The organism is Mycobacterium sp. H4Y, assembly GCF_000364405.1.
Classification (GTDB): Bacteria; Actinomycetota; Actinomycetes; order Mycobacteriales; family Mycobacteriaceae; genus Mycobacterium; species Mycobacterium intracellulare.
Genome location: NZ_AKIG01000003.1, coordinates 1 through 21255, shown reverse-complemented (window position 1 = coordinate 21255; position 21255 = coordinate 1). Strand labels below are relative to the sequence as shown.

At 70.2% G+C, this 21255-nt stretch carries 21 protein-coding genes; 12 read left to right on the top strand and 9 right to left on the bottom strand.

Annotated features, from left to right (window positions below):
* The first annotated feature begins 80 nt into the window (after positions 1–80).
* The 3 genes from W7U_RS20985 to W7U_RS20980 all read left to right on the top strand — a co-directional run bounded on the left by W7U_RS20985 (position 81) and on the right by W7U_RS20980 (position 1879).
* The gene (locus W7U_RS20985; protein WP_008262316.1) at positions 81–926 is read left to right on the top strand and encodes an SDR family oxidoreductase; all 846 of its coding nucleotides are present in this window, start codon (positions 81–83) and stop codon (positions 924–926) included.
* A 152-nt stretch (positions 927–1078) separates the two neighbouring features.
* Positions 1079–1243, top strand: a complete 165-nt coding sequence (locus W7U_RS26555) for a hypothetical protein (protein ID WP_008262315.1) — start codon at positions 1079–1081, stop codon at positions 1241–1243.
* A 24-nt stretch (positions 1244–1267) separates the two neighbouring features.
* Positions 1268–1879 (top strand): class I SAM-dependent methyltransferase, encoded by a 612-nt coding sequence (locus W7U_RS20980; protein WP_008262314.1) that lies wholly within the window; start codon positions 1268–1270, stop codon positions 1877–1879.
* Here W7U_RS20980 and W7U_RS20975 read toward each other — a convergent pair.
* Entirely contained in the window at positions 1859–2404 is a 546-nt protein-coding gene (locus tag W7U_RS20975) for a CGNR zinc finger domain-containing protein (RefSeq protein WP_008262309.1), read from the bottom strand. The two genes, W7U_RS20980 and W7U_RS20975, sit on opposite strands and share 21 nt — an antisense overlap.
* Before the next feature lie 148 nt (positions 2405–2552).
* Between W7U_RS20975 and W7U_RS20970 the strand changes: the two genes are divergently transcribed.
* A complete protein-coding gene (locus W7U_RS20970; RefSeq protein ID WP_008262306.1) occupies positions 2553–3248 on the top strand; it encodes an SDR family oxidoreductase in 696 nt (231 codons plus the stop codon).
* Between the two features lie 58 nt (positions 3249–3306).
* The gene (locus W7U_RS20965) at positions 3307–3759 is read left to right on the top strand and encodes an SRPBCC family protein (protein WP_008262303.1); all 453 of its coding nucleotides are present in this window, start codon (positions 3307–3309) and stop codon (positions 3757–3759) included.
* Between the two features lie 17 nt (positions 3760–3776).
* Here W7U_RS20965 and W7U_RS20960 read toward each other — a convergent pair whose 3' ends face one another.
* The 3 genes from W7U_RS20960 to W7U_RS20950 all read right to left on the bottom strand — a co-directional run bounded on the left by W7U_RS20960 (position 3777) and on the right by W7U_RS20950 (position 6652).
* Entirely contained in the window at positions 3777–4523 is a 747-nt protein-coding gene (locus W7U_RS20960; RefSeq protein WP_008262302.1) for a methyltransferase domain-containing protein, read from the bottom strand.
* Between the two features lie 97 nt (positions 4524–4620).
* Positions 4621–6006: an adenylate/guanylate cyclase domain-containing protein gene (locus W7U_RS20955; protein WP_008262300.1), complete on the bottom strand. Its 1386-nt coding sequence runs from the start codon at positions 6004–6006 to the stop codon at positions 4621–4623.
* A 40-nt stretch (positions 6007–6046) separates the two neighbouring features.
* A complete protein-coding gene (locus tag W7U_RS20950) occupies positions 6047–6652 on the bottom strand; it encodes a TetR/AcrR family transcriptional regulator (RefSeq protein WP_008262290.1) in 606 nt (201 codons plus the stop codon).
* Between the two features lie 186 nt (positions 6653–6838).
* Between W7U_RS20950 and W7U_RS20945 the strand changes: the two genes are divergently transcribed.
* Together W7U_RS20945 and W7U_RS20940 are read left to right on the top strand one after the other, a co-directional pair.
* Entirely contained in the window at positions 6839–7813 is a 975-nt protein-coding gene (locus W7U_RS20945; protein ID WP_050989431.1) for an oxygenase MpaB family protein, read from the top strand.
* Positions 7814–7959: 146 nt separating this feature from the next.
* Positions 7960–8724 carry an SDR family NAD(P)-dependent oxidoreductase gene (locus W7U_RS20940; protein WP_008262286.1) on the top strand — a complete coding sequence of 255 codons (765 nt, stop codon included), beginning with the start codon at positions 7960–7962 and terminating at the stop codon, positions 8722–8724.
* Positions 8725–8807: 83 nt separating this feature from the next.
* On the opposite strand, the gene W7U_RS20935 is transcribed toward W7U_RS20940, so the two are convergent.
* On the bottom strand, positions 8808–9551 hold the full coding sequence (locus tag W7U_RS20935; protein WP_036429697.1) for a cutinase family protein: 744 nt from the start codon (positions 9549–9551) through the stop codon (positions 8808–8810).
* Positions 9552–9850: 299 nt separating this feature from the next.
* On the opposite strand from W7U_RS20935, the gene W7U_RS20930 reads away from it, so the two are divergent.
* Together W7U_RS20930 and W7U_RS20925 are read left to right on the top strand one after the other, a co-directional pair.
* Positions 9851–10756, top strand: a complete 906-nt coding sequence (locus W7U_RS20930) for an SDR family NAD(P)-dependent oxidoreductase (protein ID WP_008262282.1) — start codon at positions 9851–9853, stop codon at positions 10754–10756.
* Positions 10746–12317, top strand: coding sequence for an AMP-binding protein (locus tag W7U_RS20925; protein WP_036429856.1), 1572 nt, complete (start codon positions 10746–10748; stop codon positions 12315–12317). The genes W7U_RS20930 and W7U_RS20925 overlap by 11 nt, the downstream gene beginning before the upstream one ends.
* A gap of 63 nt (positions 12318–12380) precedes the next feature.
* Here the strand turns inward: W7U_RS20925 and W7U_RS20920 are convergent, their stop codons facing one another.
* Positions 12381–17213, bottom strand: coding sequence for a cation-translocating P-type ATPase (locus W7U_RS20920; protein ID WP_008262279.1), 4833 nt, complete (start codon positions 17211–17213; stop codon positions 12381–12383).
* A gap of 171 nt (positions 17214–17384) precedes the next feature.
* The gene (locus W7U_RS20915) at positions 17385–18338 is read right to left on the bottom strand and encodes a sigma-70 family RNA polymerase sigma factor (protein WP_008262277.1); all 954 of its coding nucleotides are present in this window, start codon (positions 18336–18338) and stop codon (positions 17385–17387) included.
* Positions 18339–18494: 156 nt separating this feature from the next.
* Here W7U_RS20915 and W7U_RS20910 point away from each other — a divergent pair, with 156 nt between their 5' ends.
* Positions 18495–19262, top strand: a complete 768-nt coding sequence (locus W7U_RS20910) for an SDR family oxidoreductase (RefSeq protein ID WP_008262275.1) — start codon at positions 18495–18497, stop codon at positions 19260–19262.
* 29 nt (positions 19263–19291) lie between these two features.
* Positions 19292–20026, top strand: a complete 735-nt coding sequence (locus W7U_RS20905; RefSeq protein ID WP_008262270.1) for a DUF899 domain-containing protein — start codon at positions 19292–19294, stop codon at positions 20024–20026.
* 93 nt (positions 20027–20119) lie between these two features.
* Here W7U_RS20905 and W7U_RS20900 read toward each other — a convergent pair whose 3' ends face one another.
* Together W7U_RS20900 and W7U_RS20895 are read right to left on the bottom strand one after the other, a co-directional pair.
* Complete coding sequence (locus tag W7U_RS20900) at positions 20120–20341, bottom strand: hypothetical protein (protein WP_009957137.1); 222 nt, start codon at positions 20339–20341, stop codon at positions 20120–20122.
* 43 nt (positions 20342–20384) lie between these two features.
* On the bottom strand, positions 20385–20765 hold the full coding sequence (locus W7U_RS20895) for a nuclear transport factor 2 family protein (protein WP_008262266.1): 381 nt from the start codon (positions 20763–20765) through the stop codon (positions 20385–20387).
* 111 nt (positions 20766–20876) lie between these two features.
* Between W7U_RS20895 and W7U_RS26305 the strand changes: the two genes are divergently transcribed.
* A partial coding sequence (locus W7U_RS26305; protein WP_170320638.1) for a helix-turn-helix domain-containing protein occupies positions 20877–21255 on the top strand: 379 nt, incomplete at its 3' end.

Below are 21255 nucleotides of genomic sequence, written 5' to 3'. Positions count from 1 at the left end.
CTCAGGTGTCCACCCAGCGGGCGGCGCCCCTCGGAAGCGTCCGGCGGGCTGGGCATACTGCCTGGGGAAGGAGGACCTCGATGGGGACCTACGCGATCACCGGATCGGCGTCCGGGATGGGGCGCGAGACCGCGCAGCGCCTCCGGGACGGCGGGCACACCGTCATCGGAGTCGACATCAAGGACGCCGACGTCGTCGCCGATCTGTCGACGCCACACGGGCGTAGCGAGGCCGTCGAGCGCGTCCTGGCGGCATCGGGCGGCAGGCTCGACGGCGCCGTGCTTGCGGCCGGACTCGGGCCCAGTCCCGGGCCGGATCGCCTTCGCCAGATCGCCCAGGTCAACTATTTCGGGGTCGTCGACTTACTGACCGCCTGGCGGGCGGCGCTGGCGGCCTCCGGGCGCGCCAAAGCCGTTGTCGTCGCCAGTAATTCGACGACGACCGTGCCCGCGGTGCCCCGCCGGGCCGTGAGGTCCCTGCTCGCGCACGACGCCGACAAGGCGTTGCGCTCGGTGCGGCTGTTCGGACCGGCCGCGCCGACCATGATGTACGCGGCCTCGAAAATCGCTGTCAGCCGTTGGGTGCGGCGGCATGCGGTGCTGCCCGAGTGGGCCGGGTCCGGCGTGCGCCTCAACGCCCTGGCGCCGGGTGCGATCATGACTCCGCTTCTGGCCGAACAGTTGTCGGACCCGCGGCAGGCCAAGGCCGTCGAATCGTTTCCGGTCCCGGTCGGTGGTTTCGGCGACCCGGGGCAGATGGCAGAGTGGATGTGCTTCATGTTGTCGGACGCCGCCGACTTCCTGTGCGGCACGGTCATATTCGTCGACGGCGGCACCGATGCCTATTTCCGGTCCGACGACTGGCCGAAGGCCGTGCCGGTGGGCCGATTGTCCGGGTACCTGCGCCGGTTCAGGGCCTTTCCATAAATTCTGCTGTTGCGTGCCTTTCGATATACCGGGAATGTGCGCTATCCCACAGCGCGGCTTTTCGTGACGTTTACCTCGGCGCGGCGTCCACGCAAAACGGCTGTGGTGCAATTGAATGAATCGGCGCACGGCCGAAAAACAAAGGATCAACTGTGACCACTCTTCCGTCCTGGGTCAGCCAGGGCTCCGCCAACCTCGACGTGGGCGCGCCCCTGAAGGCGCGCGCCTGCGACGCGCTGTACGCGGTCCTCGGCAGCAAGCGGCGCCCGGGGGCCACCGCCCCGCGCATCATGCCCAGGGGCGTCGAACGCTGCTGACGTCCGTCGGTCAGACTGGCAACGGTGCCTGAATACGCGAAGCACGACGACTACTGGAACCACAATTCCGCCTATCACCCGTGGCTGGTCGGCCTCGCCGCGCGGCGGCACGGCGATGTCTTCGACGTCGGGTGCGGCGAAGGGCTGCTGGCCCAGCGGTTGGCCGCGGTGTCCCGCAGCGTTGTCGGCATCGATGCCGACCCGGTCTCGGTGTGGCGCGCGGCGCAGCGATTGCAGTCCATCGACAACGCGTCGGTGGAACATGGGCGGTTCGAGGACCTCGATGGGGCCGAGCGGCGCTACGACCTGATCACCTTTGTGGCCAGTCTGCATCACCTGCCGCTGCGCGATGCCCTGCACAAAGCGCGTCAAATGCTGCGGCCCGCCGGGCAACTGGCCGTCGTCGGGCTGTCCGCCAACAAGAGCATCGCCGACTGGGTGTGGGCCGGCCTGTGCGTGCCGGGGGCGCGCGTCGGCGGGTTACTGCATCGGGAGACCCGCGACATCGGGGTGCCCGTTGCCGATCCCCGGGAGGGCCTCGACGAGATCCGGCGTGTCGCCGCCGACGTCTTACCCGGGGCCGCCATCCGGCGGGGCCTCTATTACCGTTACCGCCTACTGTGGCGAAACCGCTGAGCGCGTTGCCTTTTCGCGTTCGCGCCGGCGCGCCCGGGACGCCCGCAGGTTGACGGCGTTGCCGCACGTCTTGACGTCGTGCCAGACCCCGCTGTTGTTCTTCGAGCGGTCGTAGAACGTCGACCCGCACCGGTGGTTGTGGCAGCGCTTGATCCGCCGCCAGGTGTCGGCGTGCTGGCTCAGCAGGATTTCGCCCCACAACGCCGAGGCCAACCAGCGCCACCCGTTGCCGCTGGGATCAAGCCGCACCTCACCGGCATCGGACAGCCCGAAGGACGCGACGACACCGTGGGCGCCCCGAGACCTCGGCGGTTCGCCGTCCACCATCCGCTCGATGGTGGACCGCACCGCGCGAAGCCTGCCTAAATCCGCCTCACCCAGCTCCGGTGGCGACACGTCCACGCCGCGCGCGGACGACCAGGCCCGCACCGCGGCGTCCGCCCACTCGCGCGCCTGGCCCGGGTCGGCCAGCAGGTCCGGTCCGTACCCGTCGACGCCCCTCGTGTTGAGGAAGTCCTGGACCAAGCCCAGGCCTCCAGGCGCCGCGGCGCAGCCGTATCGCTGTGACGCAATCCACGATGAAGACATAGGCAAATACTACTTGACTGCGTCGCTGCCGACAACTAGCTTGACGTAATCAAAGCAATTTTGCCTCAGTCAAAGGAGCAGGATCATGGTCAACGTCAACGGAGCGGCCGTGGTGGTCACCGGCGGGCAGCGCGGTCTCGGCAAGGCCATCGTGGCCGAGTTGTTGGACAGGGGCGCGGCGAAGATCTACGCGACGGCGCGGGTGCCGAAGCCCAGTGAGGACCCCCGCGTGATCGGCGTCGAATTGGACGTTACCCGGCCGGACTCGGTGGCCGCGCTGGCGACGACGGCGGCCGACGCAGAAATCGTCATCAACAATGCCGGCGTTCTCGGCGCCCGGACCCTGCTCGACAGCGACATCGAAGAGGTGCGAGCGGTCTTCGAGACGAACTACTTCGGCGCGCTGCGCGTCGCCAAGGCATTCGCACCCGTCCTGGCCGACAACGGCGGTGGTGCCCTCGTCGACATCGCCTCGATCCTGTCCTGGATGCCCGGATCCGGTGGGTACGGCGACTCCAAGGCCGCCCTGTGGTCGATGACGAATTCCCTGCGTGCCGAACTGGAGAAGCAGGGCACCCTGGTCATTGCCGCGCATCTCAGCTTCACCGACACCGACATGACCTCCGGCTTCGACGCGCCCAAGAACGACCCGCGCCAGGTGGCACGCGCGATCGTCGACGGCATCGAGGCGGACGACAAGGAGGTGCTGGCCGACGACGATACCCGCTACGTGAAGGCGGCGCTGGCCGGACCGGTCGAGGCGCTGCCCCGGATGCCGTGAACCGCCCGGCTCGACGTGGCCCGGCGCGGCGGGCGGCGCTCCGTGTTTGGATAGCGGTATGTCCGATACCGAACGCATCGTGACCGCCACCCGGGTCATGTCGGCCAACGCCGCGCGGATCTTCGAACTGATCGCCGACCCGTCGCGCCAGCCGAGCTGGGACGGCAACGGCAATCTGGCGTCATCGGCGCCCGGTCAGCGCGTGCGCGCAGTGGGTGACGTGTTCAAGACCACGCTGACCAACGGCGCGGTGCGGGAGAACCATGTCACCGAGTTCGTCGAGGGCAGCAAAATCGCTTGGCGCCCAGCCGAACCCGGCAAGCAGCCGCCCGGTCACCTGTGGCGCTGGGAGCTCAGCCCGGTCAACGCCGAGCTGACCACGGTGACCCACACGTACGACTGGACGGAGCTGACCGACGCCACCCGCCTCGAGCGCGCCCGCGCGACGACGACGGACATGCTGCGCGAGTCGATGGATCGGCTCGCCGCGCTGGCGCAGAGCGCCGAATAACAAGCCGCCCGGAAAAGTCAGCCCAGCTTGGCGCGCACCCACTGGAAGGTGCCGACGTTCTTGACCCGAACGCTGCTAAATCCGTTGTCTTCCAAGGTGTCGCCGATCTCGTCGTCGTCGAACGCGTGCGCCCCGACGTTGGGCAGCAGCTGCCAATAGCGGGCCAGCCGCCCGGCCGTCGGGACCATGATCGCCACCCTGCCCCCGGGCCGCAGCACCCGCGCGATCTCGGCGAGCGCGGCCTTCGGGTCCGGAACCAGTTGCAGCACGGCGGTCGACACCGCCGCGTCGAAGGTGTTGTCGCGCAGCGGAAGTCGCTGCGCATCGGCCTTGATGAAGCCGACCTGGGGCCCGGCCTCATTGCGGACGGCGCGGGCGAGCATCGGCTCGGAGATGTCGACGCCGAGGGCCAGCCCGTCGGGTCCGGCGGCCCGCGCCAGCGACGCGGTGACGTTGCCCGGTCCCGAGCCGACGTCCAGCGCGATACCGCCGGGCGGGATTTGCAACCACTCGAGCGGCAGCTGCCAGGCGCTGATCCACTGGCGAGCGAAGGCCTGGGCGTTGTCGTAGAGCATCGACCCGACTCGTGACGCCCACGCGGCCTGGATCGGGCCGGTGTTCTTCCCCACGCCGTCGTCGCCGGCCGAACCGGAGCCGAGCAGGTCGAGATAGCCGTGACTGACGTCGGGATCGGCCGGCGGATCGATGAGCAGGTCCAGTGCCCGCCGCAGCGCGGGAGGCAGCGTGATGTCCACGTCGGTCATGCGTAACTCCTTCGGGCAGCAGCCCCGAGCTGGACGCCAAATCGCACAGTGGGCTGGCGAAGATTCCCCCGTTGGGCAGCCTACGCCGCGCGCGGGGTTACCGGCGGACGGCGGCGTGCTCGCGGACGAGGGCGTAGAGGCGCCAGTAGCCCGGCACGCCCTTGAGGGCGGACTCGCCCCGGTCGCCGAAGCGGTGCCGCGATCCGGTGACGATGTCGCGCAGCGTCGAGGACACCAAGACCTCGCTCGGCCCGGCGAGGGCCGCCACCCGCGCGCCGATGTGCACGGCCATGCCGGCGATGTCGTCCTTGCCGGCGCCGCGCACCTCGACATCGCCGGCGTGGATGCCGACCCGCACCTCGATGCCCAGCACTTGCACCGCGTCCACGAGAGCGTCGGCGCAGGCGAGCGCGGCGCTCGGGCTGCTGAACGTCGCGACGAATCCGTCCCCGGCGGTGTTGACCTCGCGGCCGCCGAAGCGCTGCAGTTCGTGCCGCACGATCCTGTCGTGGTTGTCCAGCAGGTCGCGCCAGCGGTAATCGCCGAGCTCGGCGGCGCGCTCGGTCGACCCGACGATGTCGGTGAACACGATGGTCGTGAGCAGCCGCTCGGCGTCAGAGGCGCCGCGGATCCCGGTGATGAACTCCTCGATCTCGTCCAGCATCGGCCCGGTGTCGCCCACCCAGTACAGGACGTCTTCGCCGGGGAGCTCGACCAGGCGCGACCCGGGGATGCGCTCGGCGAGGTAGCGCGCGTGCCCGACGGGGCTGAACCGCGGGTTGTCCCGGTGCAGGATCAGCGTCGGCACGCCGACCCGGTCCAGCCGGTCGCGCACGTCGCCCTCGCGGATCTTGCCGATGAACGCGCGCGCCATGCTGGGCGACGCCGCCCGGTTGCCGGCCATGTCCCACCACGACCGGAACGCGTCGTCGTGCGCGACGCTGGGGGCGATGATGCCGAGGATGTCGAAGCCCCGCTCGACGGCGTCCGGCTCGATGGCGACGGTGGTGTAGGGGTCGGCCTCGGCGAGATCGGAGCCGAACGGGTAGTCGGGGGCGCGCAGCGTGCGCGCCTGGCCGTTCACGATCACCAGGCTGTTCACCCGCTCGGGGAAATCGGCGGCGAGAACCACCCCGGCCAGCGACGTGAAGCTCGGAGCCAAGATCGTCGCGCGCTCGCATCCGACCGCGTTCATGACCGCGATCGCGTCGTTGGCCCAGGATTCCGCGCCGATCATGTCCAGCGACGGGACCCGGGAGGACAGCCCGATCCCGCGTTGGTCGAAGCGGATCACCCGGCAGAAGGACGCCAGGCGCCGATGAAAGCGGTACATCGACGGCTCGCTGTCGACGCAGTCGATGGGGATGAACGGGCCCGGCAGCACGAGCAGGTCGATCGGGCCATCGCCGAAGACCTGATAGGCGATGTCGATCTCGCCGCAACTGGCATACCGGGTCCGTGGAGCCGCAGAACTCCCAGCCACGGGTCGAGCGTAGTTCAGGGCACCGACACCGCAACGGCCTTCAGGGGCCGATGATCGGAACCAGATAGCGGGCGGCGTACTCGCGCACTGCCGCCGGGTCCGAGGTGTCGAGCCGGTCGGTGGGAAAGACGATGATGCCGAGCGCGACGCGCAGCAGGATGTCGGCGACGTTGTCCAGGTCGGTCCCGGACATCTCGGCGCCGCACCGCCGCAGGGTATGGGCGATCCCGTCGGCGAACTGGCGGATCGGGAACACGTGCGACCGGGAGAACATCCCGAACAGCTCCGGCTCGCTTTCGGCGATCCGCGAATACAGCGGCGAGTCCTGCACCAGGCGCACCCCGAGCGCGAACGCCTCGACCACGGCCTCCCGCGGATCACACCCCGCCGTGGCCTGATCGAGCGTGCTGAAGAACAGCTCGGCCTCGCGCCGCACTACCTGCCCGAACAGCTTCTCCTTGGTCGGAAAACGGCGATAGATGGTGCTGCGGCTGACCCCGGCCCGGGTGGCGACGTCGTCGATATTGGCCCGACGCACGCCGTAGGTCTCGAACACGCCGCGCGCGGTGTCCAGGATGGTGCGATCGAGATCGGTCAGCGCCTCGGCGGAAGCGGAGTGAGAGGCCGAGCCCGGTTCGGACTGCATGATTGGCGGCATCGTATCAACTCTCCGGCACGGTTCATCGGCGCTTTTCGGCGCGAGGAAAGCGGCGCGGCCCACCGGCGATGTGCGAGGCCGCGGGACGGCTGCTAGGCTCTGAAACAAAGATACGACTTTGTGTCACTGGTTCACAACGCGTGGCCGGCTCAGCGCGTGCATGAGGAGGTGGGCATGACCGCCCAGAACGACGAACTCGCCGCCCCGAGCGCGGGATCGCGTTTCGACAGCGGCGTGCGCGAGGCCGTGCCCATGCCCACCGACGGCCCCGACTGGTCGGCCACCGACGACACGTCACCGCGCCTGGGGCCCGATTCGTTGATCTGGAAGTTCTACGGAGACAACCGAACCCAGCTGTTCGGATTCCAGCGCACCGCCGGGGTCGAGAACTGCATCGAGCAGCTCGCGCAGGGCGTGCTGGACCACTCCGTGATCTTCAGCGACACGCTGGGCCGGGCCAAGCGGACCGCGCCTCCGCTGATGAACACGGTCTACTCCGAGGACCCCCACGAGTGGGGGCGAAAGGTGCGGGACTTCCACAAGACCATCAAGGGCACGATCAGCGACGGCTCGCGGTATCACGCGTTGAACCCGGAGCTATTCTACTGGGCCCACGCCAGCTTCGTCGACCAGGTCATCTACAACACCGACACCTTCATCCGGCGGCTGTCACACGCCGAGAAGGAGCAGATCTTCAACGAGGGCAAGGTCTGGTACAGCCTCTACGGCGTCAGCGACCGCGGCCAGCCGCAGACCTACGACGACTTCGTGGCCTACTGGGACGAGATGCTGGACCGGTTCGTCCCGCACAAGACCGTGCTGTACGGCACCGGCTACATCCGCAAGGGCATCCCGGGCCCGCGCTGGATGCCCAAGCCGATCTGGAACGTGGTGTCGGCTCCGCTGAACGCCTATACCAGGCTGGTCGTCGTCGGAACGCTGCCGCCGCAGATGCGCGAGGTGTGCCAGCTGCACTGGGATGCCAAGAAGGAGAAGCGATTCCAGCGCTTCGCCGGGGTCATCCGGGCGCTCAACCCGCTGATCAACCGACTCCCCGTCAAGGCGCTCTACACCCCTTGGGCGGCCCGGGCGTGGGCCCGCGCCGGCGTCGACCCGCGGAAGTTGCACAACCGGGCCGCCGCGGCATAATCCCGCCTCCGGCGGCCCGCCCTCCCAGGGTGCCGGCCGTGACATCGCGCGGGTGGATAGGGCATCGTGGTTAGCCGGCTTCCCAACGGGGCATTCCGCTGCGTCGGTCGGGTGTGCCGGTCGAGCGAATCCGAAGGAGAACCGCGATGCAAATGACGGGCAATACGGTTCTGGTCACCGGCGGTGGTAGCGGAATCGGCCGCGGTCTGGCCGAATCTTTTCACCGGCTGGGCAACCAGGTGATCATCGCCGCCCGACGCAGCGACCAGCTACGGGCCGTCGCAGAGGCCAACCCGGGCATCCAAACCCTGTCGCTCGATCAGGGTGACGCCGCCGACATCCGGCGGTTCGCCACCGAGGTGACCGACCACTACCCGGACCTCAATGTGCTGATCAACAACGCCGGCATCCAGCGGGTCGAGGACCTCACCAGCGGCAATGTCGGCCTGGCCGAGCAGTCCGTCGCCATCAATCTGCTGGGCCCCATGCGGCTGACCGCGTCGTTGCTGCCGGCGCTGCTGCGCAAGTCGCACGCCACCATCCTCAACGTCACGTCGGGCCTGGCGTTCATGCCCAGCGCGCTTACCCCCACCTACTGCGCCTCCAAGGCGGCGCTGCACTCCTACACCGAATCGCTGCGCTTCCAGCTGCGCGACACCTCGGTCCAGGTGATCGAGATCATCCCGCCGCACGTGCGCACCGCCCTGCAGGGCGAGCGGGGATTCGATCCCAGGGCGATGCCGCTCGACGAGTACATCACCGAGACGATGACGCTGCTGCAGACGCAGCCACAGGCCAACGAGATCGTGGTGGAGCGCGTCAAGATGTTCCGCTACGCCGAGCGTGACGGCACCTACGACGACATCTATCCGCGGTTCAACGAGACGATCACCGCCATGTTCGGCAGCTAGCGCCGCCCCCTGTACGCCCGCGGGGCGCGGGCCGAGACCCCGTGTGACACAGGGCGATAAAACCCCGCCAGCGGGTTAGCCGCTCACTCTCCGAAACCGCCGTGCGGCGACGCGACCGACATCGCGCCGGGGCTACCCATGCCGAGGTGGCTGGAGGCGAAGGCGACGCCTTTGTCGATGATGGAGCCGTCGTCGGCGTAGGTGTTGTGGGCGGCGAAGTTCATGCCGTCGGAGCAGACGGGGTCTTCGGTGGCGCAGACTTTGAGGGTTTTGTCTTGGTAGGCGGGTCCGATGACGACGGGGGGTTCGCCGAGGAAGTTCATGGCGCGCACGTTGGGCATGCCGAAGAGCACGACTGAGGAGACGTGGTTGGCGACGTCGGGGGACAGGGGTTTGGGGACGGTGGCGGGGTCGATGCCTTCGGGGACGGCGGCGGAGGTGACAAAGCCCATGACGGCGGCGCCTTGGGAGTAGCCGCCGAGGACCATTTTGGTGTTGGGGCAGTCATGGGCCATGGAGACGACGTGGGCGCCGGCGTCGCGGATGCCGTCGATGCCGGTGTCCCATTGGTCGGTGGCGGGGTAGTTGACGGGGTAGACGTCGAAGGAGCGGTCGCCGACGCGTTGGTGCAGGGCGTCGACGAAGGCTTGGCCGGTGGGGCCGACGCCGGGTTCTTCGCCGGTGCCGCGGGCGAAGACCACTTGCACGTCGGGACATTGGGCCGCGGCGGTGGGGATGAGGGAACCGGAGACGGCCGAGGCGGCCATGCCCGACGCGGCGATAACTACTGCTGGACCAACGGAACGAACCATGTGACGCGCAAACATGCCGCCATTGTGCCCATTCGACACGCGGCCTAAACAAAGGAAACGCCGAAATTACCGTGTTCTCATAAAAGAACCGCCGCTGCTGCGGTCGGAGCGAGATCGGTTGTGCGCGGCGCTCATCCGGCATGAGCGCCCGGCACCTTGCGTCCCGCCCCTCACTGCGAGTGCCACCGGGTCGTCACGGCCGGGCCGAAGCGCGGACCCGGGCCGCAATGTGGTCTGCTACTTGTAGTTACGGGTCGGGACACGGTTGAGCAGCAGCCACGTCCCGGCCAGCGGCTCGAATGAATGCGGCAGCGATGTTGAACGCAGTAGCCCAGGCCCTCAACGCGGTCCTCACCGCGGCGGGCGACCACGTGGCAAATCCGGCGCGGGTGTCGGATCCCGACAAGCTGCGTGCCGCCACCTCCGGCAAGACCGCGTTGGTGACCGGCGCCTCCTACGGCATCGGCGAGGCGACCGCGCGCAGGCTGGCGGCCGCCGGCGCGACCGTGCTGGCGGTCGCCCGGTCCGAGGAGAGGCTCGGGGACCTGACGGCGTCGATCAACGCCGGCGGCGGGCACGCGGTCGCCTACCCGACCGACCTCACCGACGAATCCGCGGTGAGCGGCCTGGCCAAGCAGATCACCGAGGAGCACGGCCCGCTCGACATCGTGGTGAGCAACGCGGGCAAGTCGCTGCGCCGCTCGCTGCACCACCAGTACGACCGCCCGCACGACTTCCAGCGCACCATCGACATCAACTACCTGGGGCCCGTCCGGCTGCTGCTGGGACTCGTGCCCGCGATGCGCGACAACGGCAGCGGGCACATCGTGAACGTGTCCAGCGTCGGCGTGCGGGTGGCGCCGGGCCCGCAGTGGGGCGCCTATCAGGCATCGAAGGGGGCGTTCGACCGCTGGCTGCGCAGCGTGGCTCCGGAGCTGCACGCGGACGGCGTCGACGTCACGACCATCTACTTCGCGCTGGTCCGCACCCGCATGATCGCGCCCACGCCCCTCCTCGGCCGGTTCCCCGGCCTGTCACCGGATGACGCCGCCGACGTCATCGCGAAAGCTGTCATCGAGCGGCCCCGCACCCTGGAGCCGCCCTGGGTGCTGCCGGCCGAGTTTGCCTCGGTGCTGTTGGCCGGGCCGGCCGACCACGCCGCCCGGCTATGGCACCGCCGATTCCTCACCGATGCCGACGGGGGCGACCGTGACCACTGACCGCGTCGCCACCACCGCCGTCCGCGCCCTGGTGCACTCCGGCCTGCTCACCCCGCCGTCGCCGACGGCGGGCGTGCGGCTGCTTCGCGAGGCGCGCCGGGGCGGCACGAACCCCTACACGCTGCTGGCGGTCACGGCGGCCCGCTGGCCCGACCGCACGGCGATCGTCGACGACGACGGCGCCCTGAGCTACCGCGAACTGCAACGCGAAACCGAGTCCCTGGCGCGGCGGTTGGCCGCGGACGGGGTCGCGCCCGGCCGCGCGGTCGGGGTCATGTGCCGCAACGGGCGCGGCTTCGTCGCCGGTGTCTTCGCCGCCGCGCTGCTGGGCGCCGACGTCGTCCCGGTCAGTACGGAGTTCCGCAGCGACGCGCTGGCGGCCGCCGTGCAGGCCCACCGCATCTCAACGATGGTCGCCGACAACGAATTCGCCGAGCGGATACGGGCCGCCGACGACTCGGTCGCCACGGTCGACCCGGCCACGGTCACCGCCGAGGAGGGCGCCCGGCGGCCGCGGGTGGCCGCGCCCGGCCGTATCGTGCTGCTGACGTCGGGCACCACCGGCAAACCCAAAGGGGTGCCGCGCGCACCGCAGCTGCGCTCCGCCGTGGGGGTCTGGGTAACCATCCTTGACCGCACCCGGTTGCGTACCGGTTCGCGAATCTCGGTGGCAATGCCGATGTTTCACGGCCTGGGGCTCGGCATGCTGATGCTGACGATCGCCCTCGGCGGCACCGTGCTCACGCATCGCCAGTTCGACGCCGAGGCCGCGCTCGCCCAGGCGTCGCTGCACCGCGCCGACGCCTTCACCGCGGTGCCCGTCGTCCTCGCGCGCATCCTCGACCTGCCCGAGCGGGTTCGGGCGCGTAACCCGGTGCCGCACCTGCGCGTGGTGATGTCCAGCGGCGACCGCATGGATCCCACGCTGGGGCAGCGGTTCATGGACACCTACGGGGAGATCCTCTACAACGGCTACGGCTCCACCGAGGTCGGCATCGGATCCCTTGCGACGCCCGCGGACCTGCGCGAGGCCCCCGAAACCGTCGGGCGGCCGGTGGCGGGCTGCCCGGTGCGGATCCTCAACAAGAGCGACCGACCGGTGGGGCCGCGGGTGACCGGACGCATCTTCGTCGGCGGCGACCTGGCCGGCAAGGGCTACACCGAAGGCGCCGGGGAAGCCAAGGCCGTCGTCGACGGCATGACGAGCACCGGCGACATGGGCTACCTCGACAACGCCGGCCGCCTGTTCATCGTCGGCCGCGAAGACGACATGATCATCTCGGGCGGCGAGAACGTCTATCCGCGCGCGGTCGAAAACGCGCTCGCCCGCCACCCCGCCGTCGCCGACAACGTGGTGATCGGCGTCCCCGACGAGCGGTTCGGCCAACGGTTGGTGGCGTTCGTGGTGGCGCGGCCCGGCAGCGACATCGACGTGCCGGAGCTCCGGGAGTACTTGAAGAGCCGCGTCTCGCGCTTCGAACAACCCCGCGACATCAACGTCGTAGACCGCATCCCGCGCAACCCGACCGGCAAGGTGCTGCGCAGGGAGCTGTCCGGCTGAACAGGATCGTCCGGCTCCTTACTCGCGCCGCTCCACGGCGCTCGCCGTCGCCGGACCGCGCGATCACTCCTCGGCGGGCTCCAACGCGGCGACCTGCTTGGCCAGCCAGTTGGGCGCCAGCGCCGAGATCACGGTGGCGCCCGCGGTGGAACCCAGCACCCCCGACCAGGCGACCGGACCCAGGGGCGTGCAGCCGAAGAACTGGCTGAGCACCGGGGTCTGCACGATGCCGACCAGCACACCGGCGCTGCCCAGCGCGGTCGCGATCACCAGCGGGCTGTGCCGGCGGGTCAGCAGCGTCTGCGCCAGCTGCGTCGTCACCAGGGCGGTCAAACCCATTGTCGCCGTGCGGCGTTCGGTGCCCGGCGTCCAGCGCCCGATGGCCCAGGCCGCCGTCGCCCCGGCCGCGGTCACCGCGCCGCGGGTGACGATCTGGCGCATCAGCGGCGCGTCGAGGGAAGGCGTGGGCCCGGTCAGCACCGCGCGCCGGTGCTGCCGGCGCGCCTCCTCGGCCGCCTCGGGCGACGCCTCCTCGGCTTCGTCGGGCTCGACGTATTGCGACGTGACCGCCACCGCGAGCGCGGGGAACATGTCGGTGAGCAGGTTGACCAGCAGCAGCTGGCGGGTGCCCACCGGTGCACGGCCGGCGCCGAAGGCGGTGCCGATGATGGTGAACAGCACTTCACCGACGTTGCCGCCGACCAGAATCGTCACGGCGTCCCGGACGCCCGCCCACATGCTGCGGCCCTCGACCAGGGCGTCCATCAGCACGCCCAGATCCTCGTCGGTCAAGACGATGTCCGCGGCGCCGCGGGCGGCCGACGAACCGCGCCCGCTCACCCCGATCCCCACGTCGGCCATCCGGATCGCCGCGGCGTCGTTGGCGCCGTCGCCGACCATCGCGGTCACCCGCCCGCAGCGCTGCAGCGCGGCCACGATCTGCACCTTCTGCTCCGGGCTGACGCGGGCGAAGACCTGCACGTCGGCGACCATCTTGGAGCACGCGTCCTCGTCGAGCCCGGCGAGTTCGGCGCCGGTGATCACCCGCGCGTCCGCGGGCAGGCCCAGCTGCCGGGCGATCGCCCGCGCGGTGATGGGGTGGTCGCCGGTGATCAGCACGACGTCGCGGTCGGCGTCGGTGAGCGCCTCGATCAACGGGCGCGCCGACGCCCGGGCGGTGTCCGCCAAGCCCACGTAGCCGAGCAGCTCGAGGTCCTCGGCCGCGGCGTCCACGGCGTCGGCGTCGGTGTCGTCGTCGTCGGTCTCGTGCTTCCAACCGCGCTGCGCCACCGCGAGCACCCGCAGGCCCTGTTCGGCGAGACCGCGGACGACGCCCTCGGCCCGTTCCTGGTCGGCCTGCGGGTCGGCGAACCGGCAGCGCGGCAGGATGACCTCGGGCGCGCCCTTGAGGATCAGCACCGGCGCGTCGGCGGGATGCCCGTTGGAGCTACCCAGCGCGCCGATCGCGGCGGCGAAGCCGCGACTGGACTCGAAGGGCACCTCGGCGATCATCGTCCAGTCCGAATCGCCATGGCCGTTCAGCGAATTCGCGGCGGTGAGGATAGCCTCGTCGGTGGCGTGGGCATGGCCCTGGCCGTCCTGCGGCTGGGCGGACGCCCGCGCGGCGGCCCGCAGCAGCCCCGCCGATTGCGGATCGGTCAGTTGGGGCAGCGGGTCGTGCGGGTCGACCCCGACCGGCACGGCGCACACCACGCGTAGCCGGTTCTCGGTGAGCGTGCCGGTCTTGTCGAAACAGATGGTGTCGACGCGGCCCAGCGCTTCGATGGTGCGCGGCGCGCGGACCAGCGCGCCGCGGGCCGTCAGCCGCTGGGCGGCCGAGAGCTGGGAGAGGGTGGCCACCAGGGGCAGCCCCTCCGGCACGGCGGCCACCGCGATCGCGACGCCGTCGGCCACCGCCTGGCGCAGCGGGGCGCGGCGCAGCAGCGCCAACGCCGACACCGTCGCACCTCCGGCCAGCGTCAGCGGCAGCACCTTGCTGGTGAGTTCCCGCAGCCGCGCCTGGATTCCGGCCGCCGTCTCGACGTCGGCGACCGCCGAAATCGCGCGGTGCGCGGCGGTCCCGACGCCGGTGGCCACCACGATCGCCCGGGCGTGGCCGGCCACGATGGTGCTGCCCTCGAAGAGCATGCTGGCCCGGTCGGGGTCGTTGACGGCGACGGGGTCCACCTGCTTGTCCACCGGCAGCGACTCGCCGGTGAGCAGGGACTCGTCGACCTCGAGGTCCTCGGCCACCAACAGGCGGGCGTCGGCCGGCACCACCTCGGGGGCGGCCAGATCGATGACGTCGCCGGGCCGCAGCGACTTCGCGGACACCGTCGCCGTGCGGGTGGCGTGCTTGGCCGCCTCGAGCCGGCGGCGCGTCGTTGCGACCGCGGGGACGACCACCCGGCGCACCATCTGGTCCTGCTCGGCGAACAGCTCGGCGGCCGCGGATTCGGCCCGCAGACGTTGCGCCCCACCGGTTATCGCGTTGACGGTCATGACTCCCGCGACCAGCAGCGCGTCGATGTTGCTGCCGACGATCGCCGACGCGGCCGCCCCGACGGCCAGGATCGGGGTCAGCGGATCGGCGAGCTCGGTCCGGGTCGCCGACGCCAGCCGGGCCATGTTGTGCAGCGGCTTGCGCAGGGGCGCCAGGCCCGGGCTGTAGGACAGGTCGTCGAGACGGCGCCGCCACGAGGGTTCGGTCTCGACGGCCAGCGGCCGCGCGCCGCCGGCGAGCCGCGAATAGACGATCTCGGGATCCAGTGCGTGCCAGGCGGTCAGCGGTTGGGGGGTCGGGTCGGGCAGCCGCAGCACCCGGGTGGCCGAGAACGTTCCGGCCACCAGGGCCGTGGCCGCCGCGGCGTTGACCGGGTTGAGCCAGCGCCGAAAGCTCACCGGGTTGGTGGTCTTCTCCTGCTCACCGGTGACCAGCAGCAGCCCGGCCAGCGTGGTGCCGCCCTGGGCCAGGTGCACCGCCGACTCGCTGGCCGATCGGGCCACCGGAATCGCCGAGAGGATCCGCACCGCGTCGGCCAGGTCGGTACCGGTGATGATGTCCGCGGTCCACGCCGTGGCGGCGCGCGGATCATCAAGCGCCACACCGACATCGGCGATCGCGAGCGCGGCCAGGGTGTCGGTCGACGCGAAGTCGCGGTGCAGCGCGGTGATCAGCAGCACCGGTCCGCGATCGGCCCGCAGCTCGCGGACCACGTTCAACAGCGGGGTGCCGGGCGGGTGCGTCGCGCCGACGCTGGCGGTCAGGTCTTCGGTCCCCGCGACGTGGCGGAGCACCACCCGCGCGCCGGTGCGGTGCGCGGTCTGGAACAGCGGGATCGCGTACGGGTCGACCTCCCAGCCCACGTCGACGCTCCCGACGCATTCGCCGTCGACGATCAGGTCGGCGCTTTCCAGGCCCTGCGCGGGCGTGGCCGAAGGCCCTTGATTGCGAACCCATTTCAGTCGTGCACCGGTCGCCGGCAACTCGTCCGGGTCGGGCTCGGGCGCCTGTTCGCCGTGCAGCAGGGCGTCGGCGACCTCGTAGACCCGGTCGTCGTCCCAGCCGGGCGCGTCGCCGCGGACCCGCAGGACCGCGCGATGGTCGCCGCGCAGGGCGGCGCCGTCGATGACGACCACCTTCACCCGATCCAGGCGGCGCAGCGCGCCCGGGTCGAGAACCAGCTGTCCGGAATTGGCGAGCCCGCGGCCCAAAATCGCCGCGAACGCCTGTCGGCCCATGTGCGCGGCCCGCGGCACCCCGGCTTCGATGGCCGCGGCCGCGTCGTCGGTGCCGCCGCCGGCCACCAGCGCGCTGACCGCGGCGATCAGCGAGCCGTTCGCCGCGGAATCGACGTAGCTCTCCACCGGCCCGGCCATCGAGCCCTTCGCCTTGTCCATCGCCGCGTCGATGGTTCCCCCGACCACGACGTGCGAAGCCTCGCCGGCCGCCGCGGCCGCCCAGCTGTGCCGGGGCACCTCCGACTTGGCGGACGAGATGACCGGGACCACCGGGGCCTGTGGCCGTTGCGGCGAGGCCAGGTGGGGTTCCCGGTCCCGCCACACCCGGCGGTGCGCCGCCGCCTCGGAGACCTGCAGGGTGCGCTGGGTCAGGTCGAGCATCGGCGTGCCGAACGATTGCGTCAGGCCATGGGCGGCGGCCGTCGTGGCGGCCAGCGCGATGTCGGTGCCCACCCGGCCCAGCCGCTCCTCGAGGATCGAGACCATGCGCGGTTGATGGTTGATGAGCGCGGCCGCGGCCCGGGTGGTCTGCGGCGCCGCGGGCAGCCGGGTCACCCATCCGGTCACCGCGGCGCCCATCGCGATCAGATCCAGTGCCGCCGCGGTGAGAGGCACCAGAATCGCCAGGGGGTTGCCCGGGTCGGCGAAGGGCGCGGACGGCGTCGCCGCCTCCGACTTCGACCAGGTGATATCGGCGGCGATGGATGCGACGGTCGAGCGCACCTCGTCCAAGACGGCGTCGTGGTCCGCGCCGTCGGACAGTTCAACCACCAACCGGCCCAACGCACCCTCGACGTGCGCCTCGGCCACGCCCGGGATTCGGCGCACCGGCTCCTCGACGGCGGGCGCGTACTCGCCCCAGCGGGGGAACGGCAGCAACGGGTCCAGGTCCAGGTGCACGCGTTGCCCGCTGCGCCAGCGCACCGGCGGCGTGATCGGGGCGGCGGCGTTGTCGGTGGACGTGTCGGCACCGATTGCCCGGCCCGTGGTTTGAACCACCGATTGCAGGACGGGGCCCGCGAGCTCGGCGACCGGGCCGGCCAACGTCTGCAGCGCGCCGGCGGCCCCCGCCGCAGTCGACACGCCTGCCCGCACCACCTGCGCGGCTCCGCCGGCCACACCGGCGACGACGTCGGAAACGCCGGGAATCTTCACTCGTCACCCTTCAACTACGTCTCCCGCGCCTAATGATCCTGGCGTGTGAAGGACCTGTCCACACGTGGGGCGGGAAGGTAAACCGTCCGACGACATCGATGACGATGCGGGTCGATGCAGGTCGGGCTTCCCAAGATGGCAAGGGCTGCGATCACGTCCCTGGGACAAACATTACCGGGTTGAAGACAAACCAAACGCGCTGAACAAGTCGGGGTCGAGAAAGACGGTGATGCCGGCGATCCCGTCGCGACCGGGGGTCAAGACGTGGATCGAATGGGCCCGCAACACGTGATCGGCGGCGCGGCGGTACTCGGCGACGGCGGGTTGCGCGTTCGCGGCGGTCGGAACCATCGCGATGTCGCCGGGCTGCGCCACGGCACGCTCGGCAAGGAACTTCAGCACCGTGTCCCGGCCGGCGAACCACACTGGCAGGGGCGGCATTTCGAGTTTGACGTCCGCCTGCAGCAGCGCGGTCAGCGCCGCCATGTCCGCGTTTTCGAATGCCGCGCAATACCGGTCGAGCAGTTCGCGCCGCCGGGCGTTGCCCGGCTCGGCCATCTGTTCCTCGCTGGGGGACAGCTCGGCGAGGTGGGCCCGGGCGCGCTGTAGCGAACTGTTGACCGCGGCCGGCGTGGTCTCCAGAAGCTCGGCGACCTCGGCGGCGCTGAACTGCACGACGTCGCGCAGGATCAGCACCGCGCGCTGGCGCGCCGGAAGCTCCTGAAGGGCGGTCATCACGGCCAGCCGCACGCTCTGCTTCGCGGTGAAGTCCTCCTCGGGGCTCTTGAACATCATGTCGTCCGGGATGGGTTCGAGCCACGCGTGCGCGCCCGCCGCACCGAGGTCGGCGTCCGGGTCCATCGAGCCCTCGCCCAGCCCGGCCGGCAGCACGCGGCGGGCGCGGTTTTCCAGCGCGCGCAGACAGGCCGTCGTCGCGATCCGGTACAGCCAGGTCTTCAACGCCGCGCGTTCCTCGAAGGCCTGATAGCCCCGCCAGCCCCGCAGATACGTCTCCTGCACGAGGTCTTCGGCGTCGTGCACCGAGCCCAGCATGCGGTAGCAATGCGCGATCAGCTCGGCACGAAACGGCGCCGCCCGCTCGACGAACTCCTCCTGCGCCGGCAATGCCCTCTCCTCTCGGCCGCGTGGTGAACCTACTCCTGTAGAGACATCCGGCCGCCGAAATTCATCGGCCGGCAGCGATGAATTCGGCCGCCCCCCCGTATCTCAATCAGTGAAGTCGCGGCACGGCCGCAGTCCACGCGAGGAAGCGAGCACGACATGAACCAGACCCCAAACCCCGGCGCCGACGGGTTCGCCGGCAGCACCGCGATCGTGACCGGGGCCGGCCGCGGATTCGGCCGCGCGATCGCCACCGCGTTGGCGACCGCCGGCGCCGAGGTCGTCGGCGTCGCGCGCACCCGATCGCAGCTCGAGGAGGTGCGCGCCCAACTGGGCGTCACCTTCACCCCGGTGGTGGCCGACGCCGCCGATCCGGCGACGGCCGGCCGGCTCATCGACCGGCACCGGCCGCGCACCCTGGTGCTGTGCGCCGGGGCGGCGCCGCGGATGGCGCCGCTGCAGGATCAGACCTGGGAGTCGTTCAGCGACAACTGGAACTCCGACGTCGCGCAGGCGTTTCACTGGGTTCGTGACGCGCTGCGGCGCCCGCTGGCGCCGGGCAGCTCGGTGATCGTGATGTCCAGCGGCGCCGCCCTGGCCGGATCACCGCTGTCCGGTGGCTACGCGGGCGCCAAGGCGACCGTACGGTTCCTCGCCGGCTATGCCGCCCTCGAATCGCAACGCGCCGGGCTCGGGATCGGCTTCACCGCCGTGCTGCCGCGGTTGACCCCGGCCACCGGCCTCGGCGCGGCCGCCGTCGCCGCCTACGCCGAGCGCCAAGGCGTCGACGTCGACACCTTCTTACAGGCCGCCGGGCCCGCGCTCACCGCCGAACAGGTGGGCAAGTCGGTGCTCGAGATCGCCACCGCCGGCCCGGACCACGACGCCTACCTGCTCACCTCCGCCGGCCTCGCGCCGCTGACCTGAAAACACCCGAGTTCGAAAGGCGCACAGCGATGAACACACCCCCGATCGTGACGGCCCAGGAATGGGCGAGCGCGCATCGAGAGCTGCTGGAAGAGGAGAAGAAGCTCACCCGGGCCCGTGACGCGCTCGCGGCCCGGCGGCGCCGGATGCCCTGGATGGAGGTGGACTCCGACTACCGGTTCGAGGGACCCGAGGGCGCGGTCAACCTGGCGGGCCTGTTCGGCGGCAGGCGCCAACTCATCGTCTACCGCGCGTTCTACGGGCCCGACATCGACGGCTGGCCCGAGCGCGGCTGCCGGGGCTGCTCGATGATGGCCGACCACGTCGGCAACCTGGCCCACCTGAACGCCCGCGACACCACGCTGGTGTTCGCCTCACGCGCGCCGCAGGCCGACATCGCGCGCCTCAAGGAGCGGATGGACTGGAAGATGCCCTGGTACACGATCACCGACGGCTTCGACGCGGATTTCGGCGTGGACGAATGGCACGGCACCAACGCCTTCATCCGTGACGGCGATCGGGTGTTTCGCACCTACTTCATCAACAACCGCGGCGACGAGGCGCTGGGGACCACCTGGAGCTTCCTGGACATGACCGCGCTCGGACGCCAGGAAACCTGGGAGGATTCGCCGGAGGGCTATCCGCAGACCGCTCCCTACGAGTGGTGGGACTGGCACGACGCGTACGGCGAGCACGAGCCCTCACGCTGGTTCGGTGACCCCGACCCGAACAACCCCAACGACATCCGGCCGCCGAAGAGTTAAGTGGCACAGGCTGTTTGGCGCGGCCCGAAAACACGAATGCGCGGTAGCCGTCGAACGGTTACTCGCGCATTTGTTCCGCCGAGAATTCGTCGGCTATAAAATTCGGTGGTTCGCCCTGCCGACCTGGTAGCCGGTGGGGAACGATTTCTCGATGACCTGCAGTTGGTGATCCACCCGGGATTCGAGCTCGAGGACCACGCAGTCGCTGAGCGCCTTCGATTCGAGAACTATGTACCGCTGACCACAATCGGTGATCGGGTCGCCCGAGTGCAATTTCTCGACCGGCACCGACTCCGGAGTTCCATCTGCCTCCATCCATGACACGTTAGGTCAATTCCGCAAGCGAGGGAATAGACCGCTACGTGGCGGCGTCGGCCTGGCGCTGCTTGAAGAACACGCTGACGTGAACGATCAATCCGTCGTCGTCCCGCTCGAAGAGGATGCATTCGGGCCACGTGGTCGCGACGCCATCGATCTCGAACGTCTCGGACAGCTCGGCGTAGGAGGTTCGGGCGTCGACGTGCGAGATCCGCCGCACCTGCAACCGGTGGCCCTGCAGAGCGGTGCATACCTTGCGCAGGTAGGCGACGTAGTGCGCCTTGCCCTCGACGACGTCGCAGAACGGACCCTCCCGGGTCAGGCCGTCCTCGGCGAGGGTGCCGGCCAGTCCGTCCCAGTCGTGATCGGTCAGGCATTGCAGGTAACGCTCGACCGCTTGACCTTCCGCCGCGTCGCCCATCACGCCTCCGCTCCCGCGCTCCTGGCATTGCGCCGAGCGTAACGCTGCGGCGGAAAAACCGGCGGCAGATTCATACGGTCAATGCAATTTCCACGTTTGAGGAGGTTGCAGGTGTCAGTTGCTTATCCGCGTTCGATGCGGCGAGAGTTCTTTGATCGGGTGTGTGCAGGGGAATCATTGCGTGAAGCCGGCCGTCAGGTCGGTGTGTCGATCCAGACCGGATGGAGCTGGTGGCATGACGCTGGATCAATGCAATTACGAAGTGGTACGGGCTCTGATACCGGCCTTGCCGAACCAGGTGATCTGACCCGGCCGGGCGCGCGGGGACACCGGCTCAGTTTCGATGAACGCCTGGTGATTATGCGGGGTCTGGACAAGGGCCTCACCCAGGTCGAGATCGCCGACGAGCTCGACCGCGACGCCAGCGTCATCTCCCGTGAGCTCAAACGCAATCGCAATCCCGACGGGGATTACCACGCTGGTCTTGCCC

Excerpts from the sequence above, each read along its gene's own strand:
- W7U_RS20970 (WP_008262306.1), top strand. The coding sequence starts at position 2,553 with ATGGTCAACGTCAACGGAGCGGCCGTGGTGGTCACCGGCGGGCAGCGC.
- W7U_RS20960 (WP_008262302.1), bottom strand. The coding sequence starts at position 4,523 with ATGACCGACGTGGACATCACGCTGCCTCCCGCGCTGCGGCGGGCACTG.
- W7U_RS20950 (WP_008262290.1), bottom strand. The coding sequence starts at position 6,652 with ATGCAGTCCGAACCGGGCTCGGCCTCTCACTCCGCTTCCGCCGAGGCG.
- W7U_RS20930 (WP_008262282.1), top strand. The coding sequence starts at position 9,851 with ATGTTGAACGCAGTAGCCCAGGCCCTCAACGCGGTCCTCACCGCGGCG.
- W7U_RS20985 (WP_008262316.1), top strand. The coding sequence starts at position 81 with ATGGGGACCTACGCGATCACCGGATCGGCGTCCGGGATGGGGCGCGAG.
- W7U_RS20910 (WP_008262275.1), top strand. The coding sequence starts at position 18,495 with ATGAACCAGACCCCAAACCCCGGCGCCGACGGGTTCGCCGGCAGCACC.
- W7U_RS20895 (WP_008262266.1), bottom strand. The coding sequence starts at position 20,765 with ATGGGCGACGCGGCGGAAGGTCAAGCGGTCGAGCGTTACCTGCAATGC.
- W7U_RS20965 (WP_008262303.1), top strand. The coding sequence starts at position 3,307 with ATGTCCGATACCGAACGCATCGTGACCGCCACCCGGGTCATGTCGGCC.
- W7U_RS20905 (WP_008262270.1), top strand. The coding sequence starts at position 19,292 with ATGAACACACCCCCGATCGTGACGGCCCAGGAATGGGCGAGCGCGCAT.
- W7U_RS20935 (WP_036429697.1), bottom strand. The coding sequence starts at position 9,551 with ATGTTTGCGCGTCACATGGTTCGTTCCGTTGGTCCAGCAGTAGTTATC.
- W7U_RS20900 (WP_009957137.1), bottom strand. The coding sequence starts at position 20,341 with ATGGAGGCAGATGGAACTCCGGAGTCGGTGCCGGTCGAGAAATTGCAC.
- W7U_RS20945 (WP_050989431.1), top strand. The coding sequence starts at position 6,839 with ATGACCGCCCAGAACGACGAACTCGCCGCCCCGAGCGCGGGATCGCGT.
- W7U_RS20940 (WP_008262286.1), top strand. The coding sequence starts at position 7,960 with ATGCAAATGACGGGCAATACGGTTCTGGTCACCGGCGGTGGTAGCGGA.